The organism is Brevibacterium sp. LS14, assembly GCF_012027885.1.
GTDB lineage: Bacteria > Actinomycetota > Actinomycetes > Actinomycetales > Brevibacteriaceae > Brevibacterium > Brevibacterium casei.
Map to the genome: position 1 here is coordinate 1 of NZ_SJXG01000051.1, position 15,961 is coordinate 15,961.

General features: G+C 62.5%; 15 protein-coding genes. 13 read left to right on the forward strand and 2 right to left on the reverse strand.

Annotated elements, in window-relative coordinates:
• The 13 genes from EZE58_RS10625 to EZE58_RS10685 form a co-directional block, all read left to right on the forward strand.
• Nucleotides 1-1,077, forward strand: a 1,077-nt coding sequence (locus EZE58_RS10625) for an IS30 family transposase (protein WP_240941127.1), incomplete at its 5' end; no start/stop codon positions are given.
• Between the two features lie 428 nt (nucleotides 1,078-1,505).
• On the forward strand, nucleotides 1,506-4,718 hold the full coding sequence (cas3, locus tag EZE58_RS10630; RefSeq protein ID WP_167560540.1) for a CRISPR-associated helicase Cas3': 3,213 nt from the start codon (nucleotides 1,506-1,508) through the stop codon (nucleotides 4,716-4,718).
• 86 nt (nucleotides 4,719-4,804) lie between these two features.
• Entirely contained in the window at nucleotides 4,805-6,487 is a 1,683-nt protein-coding gene (casA, locus tag EZE58_RS10635) for a type I-E CRISPR-associated protein Cse1/CasA (RefSeq protein WP_167560542.1), read from the forward strand.
• Nucleotides 6,474-7,139 carry a type I-E CRISPR-associated protein Cse2/CasB gene (gene casB, locus EZE58_RS10640; RefSeq protein WP_167560544.1) on the forward strand — a complete coding sequence of 222 codons (666 nt, stop codon included), beginning with the start codon at nucleotides 6,474-6,476 and terminating at the stop codon, nucleotides 7,137-7,139. Before casA ends, casB begins: the two co-directional genes overlap by 14 nt.
• A 28-nt stretch (nucleotides 7,140-7,167) precedes the next feature.
• Entirely contained in the window at nucleotides 7,168-8,322 is a 1,155-nt protein-coding gene (cas7e, locus tag EZE58_RS10645; protein ID WP_144589132.1) for a type I-E CRISPR-associated protein Cas7/Cse4/CasC, read from the forward strand.
• A complete protein-coding gene (gene cas5e, locus EZE58_RS10650; protein ID WP_144589130.1) occupies nucleotides 8,319-9,071 on the forward strand; it encodes a type I-E CRISPR-associated protein Cas5/CasD in 753 nt (250 codons plus the stop codon). Before cas7e ends, cas5e begins: the two co-directional genes overlap by 4 nt.
• Nucleotides 9,052-9,792: a type I-E CRISPR-associated protein Cas6/Cse3/CasE gene (gene cas6e, locus EZE58_RS10655; RefSeq protein ID WP_144589128.1), complete on the forward strand. Its 741-nt coding sequence runs from the start codon at nucleotides 9,052-9,054 to the stop codon at nucleotides 9,790-9,792. Before cas5e ends, cas6e begins: the two co-directional genes overlap by 20 nt.
• Nucleotides 9,793-9,816: 24 nt before the next feature.
• The gene (gene cas1e, locus EZE58_RS10660) at nucleotides 9,817-10,749 is read left to right on the forward strand and encodes a type I-E CRISPR-associated endonuclease Cas1e (protein WP_259864761.1); all 933 of its coding nucleotides are present in this window, start codon (nucleotides 9,817-9,819) and stop codon (nucleotides 10,747-10,749) included.
• Nucleotides 10,749-11,123, forward strand: a complete 375-nt coding sequence (cas2e, locus tag EZE58_RS10665; protein ID WP_144589124.1) for a type I-E CRISPR-associated endoribonuclease Cas2e — start codon at nucleotides 10,749-10,751, stop codon at nucleotides 11,121-11,123. Before cas1e ends, cas2e begins: the two co-directional genes overlap by 1 nt.
• A 131-nt stretch (nucleotides 11,124-11,254) precedes the next feature.
• The gene (locus EZE58_RS10670) at nucleotides 11,255-11,536 is read left to right on the forward strand and encodes an MBL fold metallo-hydrolase (protein ID WP_346773183.1); all 282 of its coding nucleotides are present in this window, start codon (nucleotides 11,255-11,257) and stop codon (nucleotides 11,534-11,536) included.
• A 216-nt stretch (nucleotides 11,537-11,752) separates the two neighbouring features.
• A complete protein-coding gene (locus EZE58_RS10675; RefSeq protein ID WP_144589122.1) occupies nucleotides 11,753-12,079 on the forward strand; it encodes a hypothetical protein in 327 nt (108 codons plus the stop codon).
• Nucleotides 12,080-12,337: 258 nt separating this feature from the next.
• Nucleotides 12,338-12,703: a VOC family protein gene (locus EZE58_RS10680; protein WP_063250057.1), complete on the forward strand. Its 366-nt coding sequence runs from the start codon at nucleotides 12,338-12,340 to the stop codon at nucleotides 12,701-12,703.
• A gap of 209 nt (nucleotides 12,704-12,912) precedes the next feature.
• On the forward strand, nucleotides 12,913-14,340 hold the full coding sequence (locus EZE58_RS10685; protein WP_231882228.1) for an amino acid permease: 1,428 nt from the start codon (nucleotides 12,913-12,915) through the stop codon (nucleotides 14,338-14,340).
• A 69-nt stretch (nucleotides 14,341-14,409) separates the two neighbouring features.
• On the opposite strand, the gene EZE58_RS10690 is transcribed toward EZE58_RS10685, so the two are convergent.
• Together EZE58_RS10690 and ispF are read right to left on the reverse strand one after the other, a co-directional pair.
• Nucleotides 14,410-15,462 carry a hypothetical protein gene (locus EZE58_RS10690; protein ID WP_167560545.1) on the reverse strand — a complete coding sequence of 351 codons (1,053 nt, stop codon included), beginning with the start codon at nucleotides 15,460-15,462 and terminating at the stop codon, nucleotides 14,410-14,412.
• A complete protein-coding gene (ispF, locus tag EZE58_RS10695) occupies nucleotides 15,459-15,938 on the reverse strand; it encodes a 2-C-methyl-D-erythritol 2,4-cyclodiphosphate synthase (RefSeq protein ID WP_101623538.1) in 480 nt (159 codons plus the stop codon). The genes EZE58_RS10690 and ispF overlap by 4 nt, the downstream gene beginning before the upstream one ends.
• Between the last annotated feature and the right edge of the window lie 23 nt (nucleotides 15,939-15,961).

Genomic DNA, 15,961 nt, shown 5'->3' on the forward strand with positions numbered 1-15,961 from the left:
AACACTCCCGGTCGGCGGGGGTCTGATCGGTGGAGTGTGCAGATGGCGCGGGTGGGGTTGTCGTTCAGCGACAGGTCGGAGATCTCGGCGGCCTCGAAAGCGGGCTGGTCGGTGCGGAGGATCGCCCGTCACCTGGGGCGTTGCCCGTCGGTGATCTCGCGGGAGCTTCACCGGAACTCGACGAAGACCCGCGGCTACCAGGCCGTGACCGCAGACGTCAGAGCGCAGCGTCGGCGAGCTCGCCCGCAGCAGCGGAAGGTCGCGGGGGATCCGGTGCTGCAGGCGAGGGTGGACGCCGACCTGGCCGCGTCCTGGACGCCGAACGAGATAGCGGGCCGGTTGCGTCTGGAGGCGACAGACCCGACCGTTGAACGCATGGCGAACTCTCCTGACGCACGCGGCCGAACCGTCTCCGGTGAGGCTATCTACCAGTACATCTACGCAATCCCGAAGGGTGAGCTCGCCCGCAAGGGCATCTTCCTGCAGTCCAAGCGGACCAAGCGCCGACCACGTACGACCGGGCGGACGCGCGGTGGCCCAATCGTAGGTATGGTCCCGATCGCGGAGCGAGGTGAGGACGCCGCCCAGCGTCGGGTGCCGGGGCACTGGGAGGGTGACCTGATCATCGGGAAGAACGGCACCTCGTGCGCGGCGACGCTGGTGGAGCGGATGAGCGGGTTCACCGGGCTGCTGGCCCTGCCCTCGAAACACGCCGAGCCAACCGCTGACGCGGTCATCGAGTTTTTCAACGACCTGCCCGAGATGATGAAGGCATCGTTGGCGTGGGACCAGGGCAGCGAGATGGCCCAGCACGCGAAGGTCTCCCTGGCCACGGCGATGCCGGTCTACTTCGCCGATCCCCACTCGCCCTGGCAGAGGCCCAGCAACGAGAACACGAACCGGCTCTACCGGGAGTATCTGCCCAAGGGCACGGTGATCCCCGATCACCAGCCCTACCTCACCACCATCGCCGAGGAGATCAACAATCGACCCCGCCGCCGACTGGGCTATCTCACGCCCACCGAGGCATTCGCTCGACTGCTCGCCGGCGAGCCCCATGTTGCTTCGACGCCTTGACATCGCCCTGCACCTCCGCTACAGGAATTGTCGTACGAACCGCAGTCTACGTGAATGGTCAACATTCAGGAGTAGTCTTGCCAGCACTTCCTTGACTTCGGTCCGGCCCAGTGCGACTATTCTCATAGTCCTTCGATGCAGACGCTTACCGTTATCTGTTCTGTCATCAACAAGCCGCCGGACAATACTGGTGGTTAACATCTGCTCTCGCGAGTCAAACGAGGCTTGATTTGTGATGTCGTCCCGCACCGAAACCGACAGCGTCAAACAGGCTGACTGGAGAACCCGTCAACAAATAGTATCGACAGCTCTAGGAGCCCAAAGAGCTCATGGTTCATCAAGGTCAACACCACAACAGCCGTTCGCCGGTGCCCCGCGGTCGTTTAAAACGCATCGCCAAAACGCGAATCGTGTAGTGGAGCCTCCCCGTGTCATACTCCCCACGCATCCCACTCGCTGACCTTCTCTGGGCGAAAACGCTCAATGACCGCGAGTCCAATGAATCTATCGGATGGCTGCCTCTACCAGTCCACCTTCGCGACACAGCAGAGATTGCGAGACTACTGTTTCGCCACCGAAAGTCCCCTCAGCATCTAGCGGTCCTGAAATCCGCTTTTCCTCCAGAGTTCGATCTAGAAGGATTGATCTGGCTCCTAGGAGCTTTGCACGACGTCGGCAAAGCTGGCCCGAATTTCCAGGCACAATCGCTTGGTCGAGCCCAGCGACTCTACGATACATCCGCGCTTCTAGCCGCAGACGGGTCGTCAGCGCTCAATATCAACGCTGGACAGGAGATCGCAAGCCAATCCGAATTCCCACACTCGCTGGCTTCAGAAATCATCGTCGGCAGAGTACTTGGCGATCGATTCAACCTGTTCACGTTTGCTTCCCCTCGCCCTTCCGCAACGGCGTTCCGGAGAACCAAGTCGAAGCCCCAGCATCAACTCTCTCCTATCATTCATCAGTTCTCGAGCATTCTTGGTGCACATCACGGAATGACAGCCAACGGAACGCTCGCGACTCGCCACATCGTCTCGTCGAAACAGACCGACATGCTCGGTCACGCAGATTCAGCCTGGCCGCAGGTGCAGCGTGACATTGTCCTGGCTCTCGTGGAAGAAAGCGGAGTCTGCTTCGATGACGACTTCTGGAGAGATGAATCCTCTCGACTCGATCGGGGAGTCCTCAGCCTGCTCGCCAGCATCGTCATCGAAGCAGACTGGATCGCCTCCGACGACACCATCTTCCCTCTGCTCCACCCGGACGAGGACATTGGGGCAAGCGAACCGTCGACTGTGAGGGCCTCCAGCGCATGGGAACAACTCCGTCTGCCTTCACTCTGGGTGCCCCACCCACCTGACACAGTTGACGAGGCGCTGCACTCGATGTTCATGCTCCCATCCAATGCCAAACCCACTCCTGGGCAACGCGCGGCGTTTGACGCAACCGCAGGACTAGAAGAACCTGCTCTGGCCATCGTCGAGGACGAGACAGGGTCAGGGAAGACTGAAGCCGCCCTGATGGCAGCTGTAAACTTGGCACAATCAACGGGAGCGACGGGGGTTTTCTTCGGGTTGCCGACTCAAGCAACCTCCAACGGAATGTTTGCTCGTTTCGCCCCTTGGGTCAGGAGCCTCAATACTGGCGGTGTGGCAGCCGGGGTGTCGCTGAGTCTCACGCACAGCAAAGCTACCCTCAATAAGGACTGGCGCAGGGTTAGCCGACTAGACGACGCCGGCACTTCCGCCATTGCCGATGAGTACACGGGCAGAAACTCATCAGCGTCTGATGTAGTCGGCATTCAGATCGGTCCGGGCCTGCCTGATGACTCTCGAGTCACAGACGAAGGAGACGACGCGGGTCGAAGGGTCGGAACTTCCACGCGGCTCAAACCAGGCACCCATTCTTGGCTGAGCGGACGCAAGAAGAGGCTGCTCTCCGACTTCGTCATCGGCACTGTCGATCAATTGCTAATGGTCGCGATGAGAGCACGACACCTCATGCTTCGACACAGTGGCCTGGCCGACAAAGTTGTCATCCTCGACGAGGTTCACGCGGCAGATTCCACCATGCGATTCTTTCTCACCAAAGCGCTCGTCTGGCTCGGACGGTGGGGGGTCCCCGTCATCGTGCTCACCGCTACTCTGCCCCCTGACCAGAAACGCGAACTCATCAGGGCGTATCGGAGAGGACTCTCGTGTCAAGCCACACGAAACGCAGGTATCCCCTATGAATCCTCGCCAGCCGCCGAAAATCACTGTGCCCACGACTCCGAAGCCACACTCGACACGAGCGATCAGGCACTTGCAGCCTCTGTTGTGTACCCGGCGCTCACTGTGGCTACCGCCACGACAGCAACTGTTGCACCCATCGCTCGTCGCAGCTCGCGGTCCGTTGATGTGCAGGAAATCGCCGACGATAACGCGACCCTCGTCGCCACTCTGCGCACCCTCAGCCGCGAAGGTGGCTGCTTCGCCGTGATCCGCAATTCCGTCGGCCGCGTTCAGGAAACCGCTGCACTCCTTCGCAACGAGTTCGGCCACGACAATGTTATCGTCGCTCACTCCAGATTCGCGGCCTCAGACCGAGCCACCAAGGACCGCGAGCTCCTCGAAGCATACGGAAAGGACAGCCCGACCCGACCCACCTTCTCCATCGTCGTAGCTAGCCAAGTTCTCGAGCAGAGCTTGGACATCGACTTCGATGCCATGTTCACCGACATGTGCCCCATCGATCTCCTCATTCAACGCCTCGGCCGCGTTCATCGTCACACTGACCGCACCCGGCCCGAACCTCTGTTCCGCCCACAATGCTTCATCACTGGCATCGACACCGACCAATCCAACGAGCCGACCGCAACAACACTGCCTAAATTCGTCACTGACTCCGAGTATGTCTATGGCAAACACCTCCTCCTCCGATCTTTGGCGGCACTAAGGTCACAATGCCCTGACGGTACTGTGATGTCGCCAGATGATGTTGCACCACTCGTCCACGCCGTCTACAGCGACACGGAGTTGGGACCCGAGAACTGGCAACCGGCAATGCACAAGGCCCGCGTCGCTGCCGAACGAAAGCACGCGGAATCCCGTGACCTTGCCAACAGGTGGGCAACCGAGCCCGAGGTCAATGTCCATGGTCTCGACGACTGGCTCAACGACAACGACGGCGACCCTGAGGACATTGACCCCCACAATCGAGAACGAGGCAGCGTGCGAGACGGTTCCGAATCGATCGAGGTCCTCCTCGTCCTTACAGACGGAACCGGATGGCGGACCCTCGACTGGCTGCCGCGGACAGGCGGAGTGCCGATCCCTACGGACAGAGAGGTACCCCGCTATATCGCCGAGGCGGTCGCCAACTCATCCGTCCGACTTCCGTTCGCGATGTCACGTGGAGCCGAAGGAGACGCAGTCATCACCGAACTTGAAAAACTGGGAGTGGCAAGTTGGCAGCGTTCGCCTTTGCTCCGGGGCCAGCTCGTACTGCCGCTCGCCCCACGAACTGTGACCCAGTCTGGCGAGGCCACCGAAGCGGGTGGTGACGACTCCCACCTGACTGTCTACCGAAGTCAGATCGGAAATTGGACGGTCGACTACGACGTCGAGGACGGCCTCGCCGCGTATCTTGCGGCCAGATAGGCCCGTCGATGCTACACCCAGGGAGGTCGAGTACCAATTCACACTCGTCGAAACTCCAAGAACGAACAAGAGAGAGGGAACCCGCAATGAGCACGCAAACCAAGTCACCGTCAGCGCCCGAGGAGGTGAGCACTCCGGCCGAACCGTACTTCAACCTCGTCGACGATCCCTGGATTCCCGTACTCAATGTCGACGGGAGTGAATCCACCGTCTCCTTGAAGGGCGCGTTCGAGTCAGCCGAAACGATCCGGCAGGTTCAGGGCGAGTTGCCGACCATGCGCCCGGCGACGTTTCGCATTCTCGTCGCCGTCATGTCTCGAGCACTTGGTCTGCCGACGAGTCCCAGCGACTGGCTCGCGAAATGCGACGACTGGACTCACGTGAAAGAAGCAGTGAGCGCGTACCTGTCTGAACACCGTGACCGCTTCTGGTTGTGCCACCCCGAGCATCCGTTCTTCCAAGTCGCCGATCTCGGACCTGCTACGGGCGAGGTCAAAGGGCTCGAAGCGGTGGTTGCCGACTTTCCCGCGAACGTGCAGGCGTTCACACAGCGCGGACCGAACAGCCTGAAGCGTATGTCCGCTGCTGAAGCGGCGCGCTGGGTGATTCATGCGCAAGCCTACGATCCATCCGGAATCAAGACGCCGGATCGACGTGACCCCCGTGCCAAAGGCGGCAAAGTCTACCCGTTGGGGACCGGGTGGGGTGGAAAAGGCGAGATCCTCATCGCCAGCGGAATCAACCTCGGCGAGACACTCAGGCTCAACTTCGTTGGTGCAGATGGTCGCTTCGTGGTCAGCGGACGTGACGACCTTCCCCCTTGGGAGCGACCGCACCCGGGCTCGCTCACTGAGTTCGCCGACCCTGCTCAACCTCGAGGATTCATCCAGGTGTATACCTGGCAAGCACGCCGAATGCGACTCGTCTTCGACGGCGACGACGTTGTCGGCATCGTGCTCTCCTACGGTGATCCCCTCAGCGAACAGAACCGCGATTCACTCGATCCGATGATGACATGGCGGTACAGCAAACCGCAGTCGTCAAAGTTCGGAACGACTGTCTTCATGCCGGGAATGGTCGACCCCACCAAGTCAGTGTGGCGCAGCCTCACTGCTTGGTTGCCGACCCGAGCGCAGAACAGAACCGACGACCAACCCCGCTTCCGAGAACCGGGTGTGCTTCGGTGGGTCGGCGAACTGCACAAGCACTCGGTCCTGCCCCCGGAGCTCATGCCGAACATCGAGCTGTACGGGGTGGAATACGGCAACATGTCGGCAACGTACAGCGATCTGGTCAGCGATTCGCTCCAGGTCCCGCCATTCCTCCTCGAAGAAGACGCAATCGATTCCGCACAGACGGTGATCCACGCCGTCGACGATGCCGACACTGTCGCATGGTATGTGGGAACGCTCGCCGTGAACCTTGCCAACGCCCGAGGAGTGGACCCAGCCGAGGGGCTTCGCGCCGAAGCACGCGAGGAGGCCTATGTGCGATTCGGTCGCCTCTTCGTCCAGTGGCTCGACACAATGAAAGCCGACAGTGAGTGGCACCGCGCCCGACGAATCTGGCAGGAAACGCTTCGTCGTGATGCAACGGACCTAGCAGCACGACTGGCAGCAGAAGCGGGCACTCGGTCCTATTTCGGACGGATCATCGATGCCGAGCACGGCACATGGATCACCACCGACCTCGCATTGGGCCACTTTCAACGAGGGCTTCGCAAAACGCTGCCTCTTGCCTACAAGGAGAAGACCGATGTCACCCACTGAAGCCGATACGACAACCACATCATCACGTCACGTACTGCCGAGTTCGTTCGTCACGCCTAAGGTGCAGAGCCTGCAGAAGCGGTACCTCGAAGGCGGACCCGATGCACGAGCAGTTCTGGCGCAGCTGCGTGCCACGACCACCGGCGACCCGGCCGCCGCATGGGGAATCAGTGAGTATCTTCTTCCAGAGCGCGACTACGCGCCGAGCATGCTGAGATCAGGGACGTCGCAAACGGAATCAGCAAATTTTGAGGAAACAGCCATTCACTTGGCGATGACTGCTTACGCAACAATGCAGCAGGCCAAGAGCGAACCAATGCACGTCAGCGATCGGTCGCTCGGCACAGCAGCCCGCATTCTCGGCAACCACCCGGATGAGCCGATGGACAAGGGCAAGGTATGGGAACGTCTGTCGCGACTTGCTCAAGCTCAAACCATGACCGGACTGCGATGGCAGCTGCGCAGCGTCATCAGTCTGCTCAAGCGCCGCGGAATCGGCCTCGATTTCGGGAAACTCGCTGACGATCTCTACTTCTGGCAGTTCCCCAGCAGTCGGATCACAGTGCAAAGAGCCTGGAGTCGCACGTTCTTCAACAACGTGCAGTCCGAGGCGCAGGAATCAGAACCAACCGAATCAACATCGTCTGACTGAATTCCAACCACTCAACTAAGGAGCCATCATGGCCACAACATTCCTCGACATCCACGTCATCCAGTCCGTCCCCCCGAGCAACGTCAATCGCGACGAAACCGGCGCACCCAAGTCCGCAGTCTACGGCGGTGTCCGGCGAGCACGAGTGTCATCACAGGCATGGAAGCGGGCAACTCGCGAAGCCTTCAAGTCTTTCGTCGACGAATCGAAGCTCGGTGTGCGAACACAGCGGATAATTGAGAAGATCGCCGCAAAGATCAAGGAAGTCGACGGCAGTCTCGAATCCGAAGCCGAGGGCATCGCCGAACGTGTGCTCAACGCGGTCGGAATCAAACTCGAGAAGCCAAAGAAGAAGTCAAAGGACTCCGAGGACGACGATGATACCCGGACCGAATCTGCGTACCTCGTCTTCTTCAGCGATCAACAGATCACCAAAGCGGCAGAACAGGCCGTCAACGATCATCGAGAGGGCAAGACGAAGTTCGACAAGAAGTCGTATGCTCCGATCCTCAAAGCCGACAACTCCATCGACATCGCCTTGTTCGGCCGCATGATCGCCGACCTCACCGACCTCGGCGTGGATGCGTCCGCTCAGGTGGCACACGCCTTGTCGGTACACGCAGTCGAGCCGGAAGCGGACTTCTACACTGCTGTCGATGACTACAAAGTCAACGACCCTGAGCGCGATGCGGGTGCCGGAATGCTCGGCACGGTCGAATTCAACTCCTCGACTCTCTATCGCTACGCCACTGTGAACGTGGACCAACTCGAGCAGAACCTCGGCTCGAAGGATGCCGCTCGAGAGGCACTGCTGGCGTTCGCCCGTGCTTTCGTGCTCTCGATGCCGACTGGCAAGATGAATACGTTCGGCAACTCGACTGTGCCGGCCGCAGTCATCTACTCCGTGCGGTCGGATCGTCCGATCAGCTTCGCCGAAGCCTTCGAAGATCCTCTCGTGCGGGAAGACGGCTTCGTGCGGGCAGCTGTAAACGGATTGGTCGGCTACGCAACTGATATTGACACCACGTACACTCCTGCGGTCGGATACTGGACTTCCGGGGTCGGGTCGAAGACTGAACGGTTGGACGAGCTTGCGACGCGAGCATCGGTCGATGAGGCTTCCCAAGCGGCAGTGTCTGCCGCAACGGATGCCGTCGCCGTTTCTTCTAAGGCGGATAAGTGAGCACTCTGCTCCTGCGGCTGGCCGGCCCAATGCAGTCGTGGGGGATGAAAGGCCGTTTCACCAGGCGAACGACCGAACTGCAGCCGACGAAAAGCGGCATCGTGGGTCTGCTCGCGGCGGCGGTGGGTCGACGCCGCACGGATCCGGTCGAGGATCTCGCAGGACTTCGCATGGGGGTACGTGTCGAACAGCCTGGGCGACTTCTCCGCGATTTTCAGACCGCAAGTCGCGTCGGGGTAACAGCACCGCTGTCCTATCGGTACTACCTCAGCGATGCGATCTTCCTGGCGGCTGTGGAGGGGTCTGAAGAGTTGCTCAGCGGAATCGAAAGTGCTCTGTATGCTCCGAAGTTCCCGCTGTACCTCGGTCGACGTGCATTTCCTCCGGCGGGAGAGCTCAGTCTCGGAGTTCATGCCCAGACGATGCCAGAGGTTCTCGCGACGACGCCGTGGAAAGCAAGCAAAATGGTGATGCGCTCCACGTCCAGCCCCGAGGTGACCCTTCGGGTGGTGCGAGACACCGAACCTGACGAGGAATCGACAGACGTTTTCGAAGATGTCCCGATCTCCTTCGATCCGAATCGACGCCTGTTCGGCTCTCGCCCGGTCGTCGAGTACTGGGCCAGGCGCCCCAACCCTGAACTGGCCGACTCTTTGACTAGGCACGGGCCCGGCGCGTCAGGAGGACGGTCGACTGCCCATGATCCCATGGGTTATCTAGGAGGTGCCCATGTTCCTCAGCAGATGTGAACTCAACGCAGCTCGCCGAGGCGCCAAGCACCTCCTTGCATCGCCGCAGAAAATGCATGCCGCCGTTGAAGCTTCGTTTCCGTCCAGCTCCGTCGGGCCGGAAAAGTCCACGTCGCGAAAACTCTGGCGCATCGACGAAGGATCACCGAACCCGCTCCTCTACATAGTCAGCGAATCACCGCCCGACTTTACACATATCGAGGAGCAAGCAGGCTGGCCAACTCAGCCCAGCTGGGCAGTCGCTGACTACTCGCCCCTTTTGGATGGGCTTGAAGCGGATCAGATCTGGGAGTTCCGTTTGACCGCCAATCCTGTCCACAGCGTCAGGAGAAGTGAGCACGAACGCGGTAAACGCTTCGCGCACGTGACGGTGGCTCAGCAGGAGGGCTGGTTGGCGAAGCGTGCGGGGAAGTTGGGTGTCGCCTTCGACGTCGGTGTTGCACAACCGGGCTCCGACGACATGACAGCGGACGAAGACTATCCGGTCAGCTTCCGGGTCGGTGAAAGGCGTTTGATGAAGTTCAGAAAGAAGGACAACTCGGTGACAATTCGGAAAGCTCGGTTTGACGGAGTGCTCAGGGTAACTGATCCGCAATTGCTGAGAAGCGCCCTGATCAACGGCATCGGATCTGCGAAGGCCTACGGATGCGGGCTCCTTACCCTCGCTCCCGTGGGCGACCTCGGCGGTGTCCAGTTGCCATCGCGAGCAGAAACCAGCTGAGGAGCTCGGACAATGCATGGATCAGTGCCGCTCGAGCGTTACGAACTGACTCGGATCCGAGATCGGTTGTCCTTTCTCTACGTCGAGAAGGCAACGATCGCTCGCGACCGCAATGCTCTGACGATCCGAACCGATGAGGGAACCACTTATGTTCCGGGGGCAGGCCTTGCCTGCATCATGGTCGGGCCCGGCACTCGGATCACTCATCAGGGCATGAGTCTGCTCGGCGAATGCGGCGTTTCCACTATCTGGGTCGGTGAGCAGGGTATTCGCTACTATGCGCACGGTCGGTCGTTGGCATCCAGCACTCGCTATTTGACCAGGCAGGCAGAACTGGTGTCGAACGTCAGATCCCGCGTCGCCGTTGCTCGTAAGATGTACGCTCTTCGGTTTCCTGACGAGGACGTTTCCACGCTTACTATGCAACAGCTCCGGGGGCGCGAGGGTGCACGCGTTCGTCGCATATACAAAGACGAATCCACACGTACTGGGGTGGCTTGGCGGAGGCGAGAGTTCGACTTCGACGATTTCGATTCCTCGGACGACATAAACAGAGCTCTGAGTGCCTCGCACGTGTGTCTCTATGGGATCACGCATGCTGTCTTGGCCGCACTCGGAGCGTCTTTAGGCCTCGGGTTCGTCCACCATGGACATGAACGTGCTTTTGTCTACGACATCGCGGATCTATACAAGGCGGATCTTACGATACCCATCGCCTTCGATGTCGCCGCAGAAACGCCTCCAGACATCGGTTCCGCTGTTCGTTTTCGAGTCCGGGACAGTGTCCACAAATACCGGATCATCGACAGGATCGTCGACGATGTAACAAGACTTCTGTTTGACTCCGCCGAGGTTGACGATGCGTTGGATTCGTTGGGGTTCGACGACAATGTCGTCCACCTTTGGGATCCGAACGGACTAGTCGCCGGCGGGACCAACTTCGATACGGAATCCTGATGATCGTCATTGTGGTCGCAGCCTGTCCGCCAGGTCTCCGCGGCGAACTCACGCGGTGGCTGTTGGAAGTTTCTCCCGGGACCTTCGTGGGCCGCCTATCGAAACGGGTGCGTGAGCGTGTGTGGCAGAGAGTTGTCGAAGGTGTCGGCACGGGACGAGCAACGATAGTTTGGCGTGCCAATAATGAACAAGGCCTTGAGTTCCTCACACACGGAGACACGTGGAAAGTCAGCGACTTCGACGGCATCAGCTTGATCACCAGGCCGGATCCACAGCAAACTGAGCTTCGCCGAAAAGGTGTGAAGCTGTCCGATTCTGACGAAGGTGGTCTACGGCAGGGATGGAGTATGGCGTCGCGTAGCCGCCGACGTTGATAGTCATGCAGTATCTCCGTTAGCCAAGTTATTCTTCCTGTTCAGCAAGTGTGCTCCCGAGTACGTGGGGATGATCCCGAGTGGCGCGCTCAGAGCGCCCCGAGTACCTTGTGCTCCCCGCGTTCGCGGGGATGATCCGCCGTTACCTGCCGTGGGCGCCATCGCCCGTCCCCGCCTCGGCGGGTGCCGGCCAAGCGGTCGGTCCTGTACTCTTCTCCGGGGACACGCTCTTCAACGGCGGCCCCGGTGCGACGGGTCGTTCGCACTCGAGCTTCGAGACGATCATCGAATCGATCAGGGACCGACTCTTCACCCTGCCCGATCCCACCGTCGTCCTCACCGGCCACGGCGACTCGACATCGATCGAGGCGGAGAAGCCGAGCCTCGAGGAGTGGATCAAGCGCGGGCACTGACATTCGTTCCGAGTGCCGCTGAGCGCAGGTGCACGAAGAGCGCCGCGATGCCGGAGACCCGGCGTCGCGGCGTTTCGCCGTTGCGGCGAGCCACCGATGGGCACACACCCCCCTGTACACCCGACACCGATGCGTGCACCTCGTGAAATCAAGTGATGACAACCTACACACTCGGTGACGTCGGTGAGACGATGAGAGCGAAAGGTGGTGGCAACGATGCAGCTCTACATGATCAAGGCAAGCTCCGAGAGCACAGGCTACGGGCTCATGGCCCGCGACGCCGAAGGCTACTGCTACGTGTACTCCGCCAACACCGGACTGTGGCACCGCAACGGTGGTCGTGAGATCGACTTCGACTTCGATCATGAAGCCGTCTACCAACCGGTCACGGGTTCTCAGGCTGCCGAGCTCCTCTCCGGAGTGAAGCCCGCTGATCGCCGGAGCATGGATTGGTATGTCACGGAGTTGGAAGAACAGTCGGCCCAGTGGAAGAAGACGTCCGGCGAAGTCGGCGTGACGGGCGGGAATGGTGCCGACCGGTGAGTGCTGCCCTGGTGAGCCTGGCACCGGCACGCCAGACGGGATCATGGATCTCGGCAGCGATCTACCCGATCGTTAAGAAATGGGCCGCGCAGAAACTCGTCCCCTATACGTAGCGCAACGACCGCAGGGCCTTCCACGGAGACCCGGCGTCGCGGCGCTTCGCGGTCGGTGCGGTCGGTGCGGTCGGTGCGGTCGGTGCCGTCGACCGATGGGCGCACACCCCTGTACACCCGACACCGATACGCGCACACTGAACCTATGGCCAAGACGAACAGAATCATCAGCGTCTCCGTCCCCGTCAGCGACCTCGACGAGGCAACCCGCTTCTACACCGAGGTCCTCGGGTGCTCGGTCAGCTACGACGGCGAGCCGATGCCCGGCAACCGCATCGTCGAGGTGGCCCCGCCCGGATCGGACGTCGCGATCGTCCTCATCCCCAAGGGCAGTGAGATCCCCGTTGCCATCCGACTCGAGACCTCGGACGCCGAGGAGGCCCACGAGCGGATCTCGGCCGCCGACGTGACGATCCACAACGACGAGGTGCTGCGGTGGCCCGGGGTGCCGCCGATGTTCTCGTTCACCGACCCCGACGGCAATGGGCTCGTCTACCTCCAGGACGACTGAGCCCCGCCGGCTGAACCAAGCCGATCTGGCCCCACCGTCGACCGGGCCATCCCACCTCCGGTCGACCGTGGACGAACTGCCGCCTCGGCGGGGGTCGACAGGACGAATATCCGCGAAGGACGGGTACTGACGGGACGACCATCCCATCCTCATGTTGAACCGACCACCTCCTGAGATCGAGGTCACCCCATGGGCGTTAGACTGCTCTGGTGCCTGAACCACGAACATCGCAGTCGCCAGTGACCGCCGACTCCGCGAACGCCAGCCCCCAGCCCACTCCCGACGGCTCCGGCCTCAAGGCCGGGATGAAGCCGCGCCACCTCGTGATGATGAGCCTCGGCTCAGCGATCGGCGCCGGACTCTTCGTCGGATCGGGTGCCGGAGTGCAGGCCGCCGGGCCGGCCGTGCTCATCTCCTATGTCGTCGCCGGTCTCATCGTCATCTTCGTCATGCGGGCGCTCGGCGAACTCGTCGCCGCAGACCCCAACCCCGGCGCGTTCTCCCACTACGCCGGCAAGGCGATGGGACCGGCCGCGGCCTTCGCGGTCGGTGCCCTGTGGTGGGTGCAGCTGTGCCTCGTCGTCGCCGCCGAGGCGACCGCAGCCGCGCAGATCGCCGCGAGCTACATCCCTTCGGTCCCCCAGTGGGTGCTCGCGCTCATCATCATGATCGTCTTCACCGCGATCAACCTCACGACCTCGGGCAGCTTCGGTGAATTCGAGTTCTGGTTCTCGCTCATCAAGGTCGCCTTCGTCGCCCTCTTCGTCATCCTCGGCGTCGCGTACCTCGCCGGCTGGACCCCGGCGACCCCGCCCGCGGAGATCTTCACCGACGGCTTCATGCCGACCGGCATCCCCGGCGTCGCCGCCGGCCTCCTCGTCGTCGCCTTCGCCTTCGGCGGCATCGAGATCGTCGCCGTCGCCGCCGCTGAGACCTCCGACCCCAGCCGCTCGGTGAGCAAGGCGATCAAGACGATCGTCTGGCGCATCCTCTTCCTCTACATCGGCTCGGTGGCGATCATCGTCCTCGTCCTCGACTGGACCGACCCGCGCCTGGCCGAATCGCCGTTCGTCGCCGTCCTCGAAACCGCCGGCCTGCCGTTCATCGCCTCCCTGCTCGCCGGCGTCATCGTCATCGCCCTGCTCTCGTCGATGAACGCGAACATCTACGGCGCCTCCCGCATGGCGTTCTCGATGTCGCGCCGCTCGATGCTCCCTGCCGGCCTCGGCACGACGAACCGACGCGGCGTGCCCGTGGCCGCCGTCCTCGCGACCTCGGTCTTCGGCTTCATCGCCGTGGCACTCAACTACTTCTGGGCCGCCGAGGTGCTCGGAGTCCTCCTCAACATCGTCGGCTCGACGCTCATCGTCACCTGGGTCGTCACCCTGGTCTCTCAGCTCATCCTCCGCCGCCGCGCCGAGGCCGCCGGCACTCCCCTGCCGCTGAAGATGTGGCTGTTCCCCGGCCTGACCTACCTCACGCTCGCCGGCATCGCCGCCATCATCATCCTCGGCCTCACCGTCGAATCCGTGCGCTTCCAGATCATCGGCACCCTGATCTTCTCCGTCGCGCTCTACTTCATCGGCATGGCCGTCACCCGCCGTCAGAAGGCGAAGGGGATCGTCGCCGAGGTGTGACCCGCCGAGGTGGTCCCTGCCGGCCCCTGTCCCGCGCAATCCGCGCGGGGCGGGGGCCGACGCGTACGCTCAGTAGGCGAGTTTCGCTCGCAGACCGTCCGCGATCTCAGTCAGCGCCGCATGCTCCGGGGCCCGTGCGATCCAGCCGTCGAGCATCGCAAGCGTCTGCCTCTCGTGCCGGGCGAAGTGCCGTCCGGCGTACTCGCGCATCGGAATCGGCGACACCCGCTCGGCGAGCTCGAGGACGGCCCGCGCCACGGCGGGCAGAATCGGCACCGGCACACCGGTGACCGCGCGGACCGCCTCGGCGGCGGCGTCGCTCGGACGACGGAGATGAGTGAGGAGCTCATCCCATTCCCCGCCGTCGATGCTCAGTTCGGCGAAGAAGGGCGTGAAGACCGCGGGCGGCACGAGCAGCGCCTCGAGCGGCACCGGGAGGACGAGTGACCCGAGCGCACGGGTGAGACGACGCACGGGCTCGGCCGGGCCGGCGACGAAGAAGGCCGTTGCGCCCAGCGGCGTCCAGAACCGCACGGTGTGCGAGGTCGTGCGTTCGGAGAGGAATGCGGGACCGAAGACGACGACCTCGGCGCCGGGGAAGAGTGACCGGGCAACTTCGAGGTCGCCGTCGACCTGGCTCGTGATCGCCACCCACCGAGGAGCGACCGCTCGCACCGCCGCGGCGACATCCTCATCGAGGTCGCCCGGCCGCGTCGTGAGCACGACGAGATCCCACGAGTCCTGGACGCGCCGGTCACGGGCGTTGCGGCTCCTGCCGCGCTGCCAGTGCCGTCGCGCCTCTGTGATGGAGACCCCTGTGCCGTCGGCTGCCGCAGTCTCACTGCCTTCGTCGCTCCCGGGCTTGAGCCGGAACCCTCCGGCCTCCTCGATGCCGGCCCAATCGGTGATCGTCACCCGTCGCGTCGATGCGGCGTCTAGGGCAGCGTCGACTCCCGACGCGCCATCGTGGGCGAGTTCGTCGAACCATCCGACGCGCAGCGGGTACACCGCCTGCGGTCGTTCCAGCGGCGTGCGCGTGACGACGACGGTCTCATGCCGGTCGCCGAACAGCGCGGCACCGGCGATACCGATCGCCCCGGCGCCCTGGAAGAGGATCCTCATGGCCGGTGAACCAGCGCATTCGCGATCGCCGCGACCCCGTCGCCGCGACCGGTCAGCCCGAGCCCGTCGGTCGTCGTCCCCGACACGGACACCTCCGCACCGACGGCCCGCGACAGCGCCTCCTGCGCCTCGGCCCGGCGGGTGCCGATCTTCGGCCGGTTTCCGATGACCTGGACGGAGATGTTGCCGATCGCGAATCCGGCTTCGCGGACGAGTCGGCCCGCCTCGGTGAGGAGTCTGACCCCGGACGCCCCGGCGAACTCCGGACGGTCGACGCCGAAATGCTCCCCGAGATCCCCGATCCCCGCCGCCGAGAAGAGCGCATCGCAGCACGCGTGCGCGGCGACGTCGGAATCCGAGTGCCCCTCGAGGCCTCGTTCGCCGGGCCAGAGCAGTCCAGCGACCCAGAGCTCGCGTGACGGGTCGTCGGAGAACGCGTGGACATCGACGCCGATCCCCGTGCGCGGAATGGTCATCGCCTCACCCTTCGTCTTCGCTT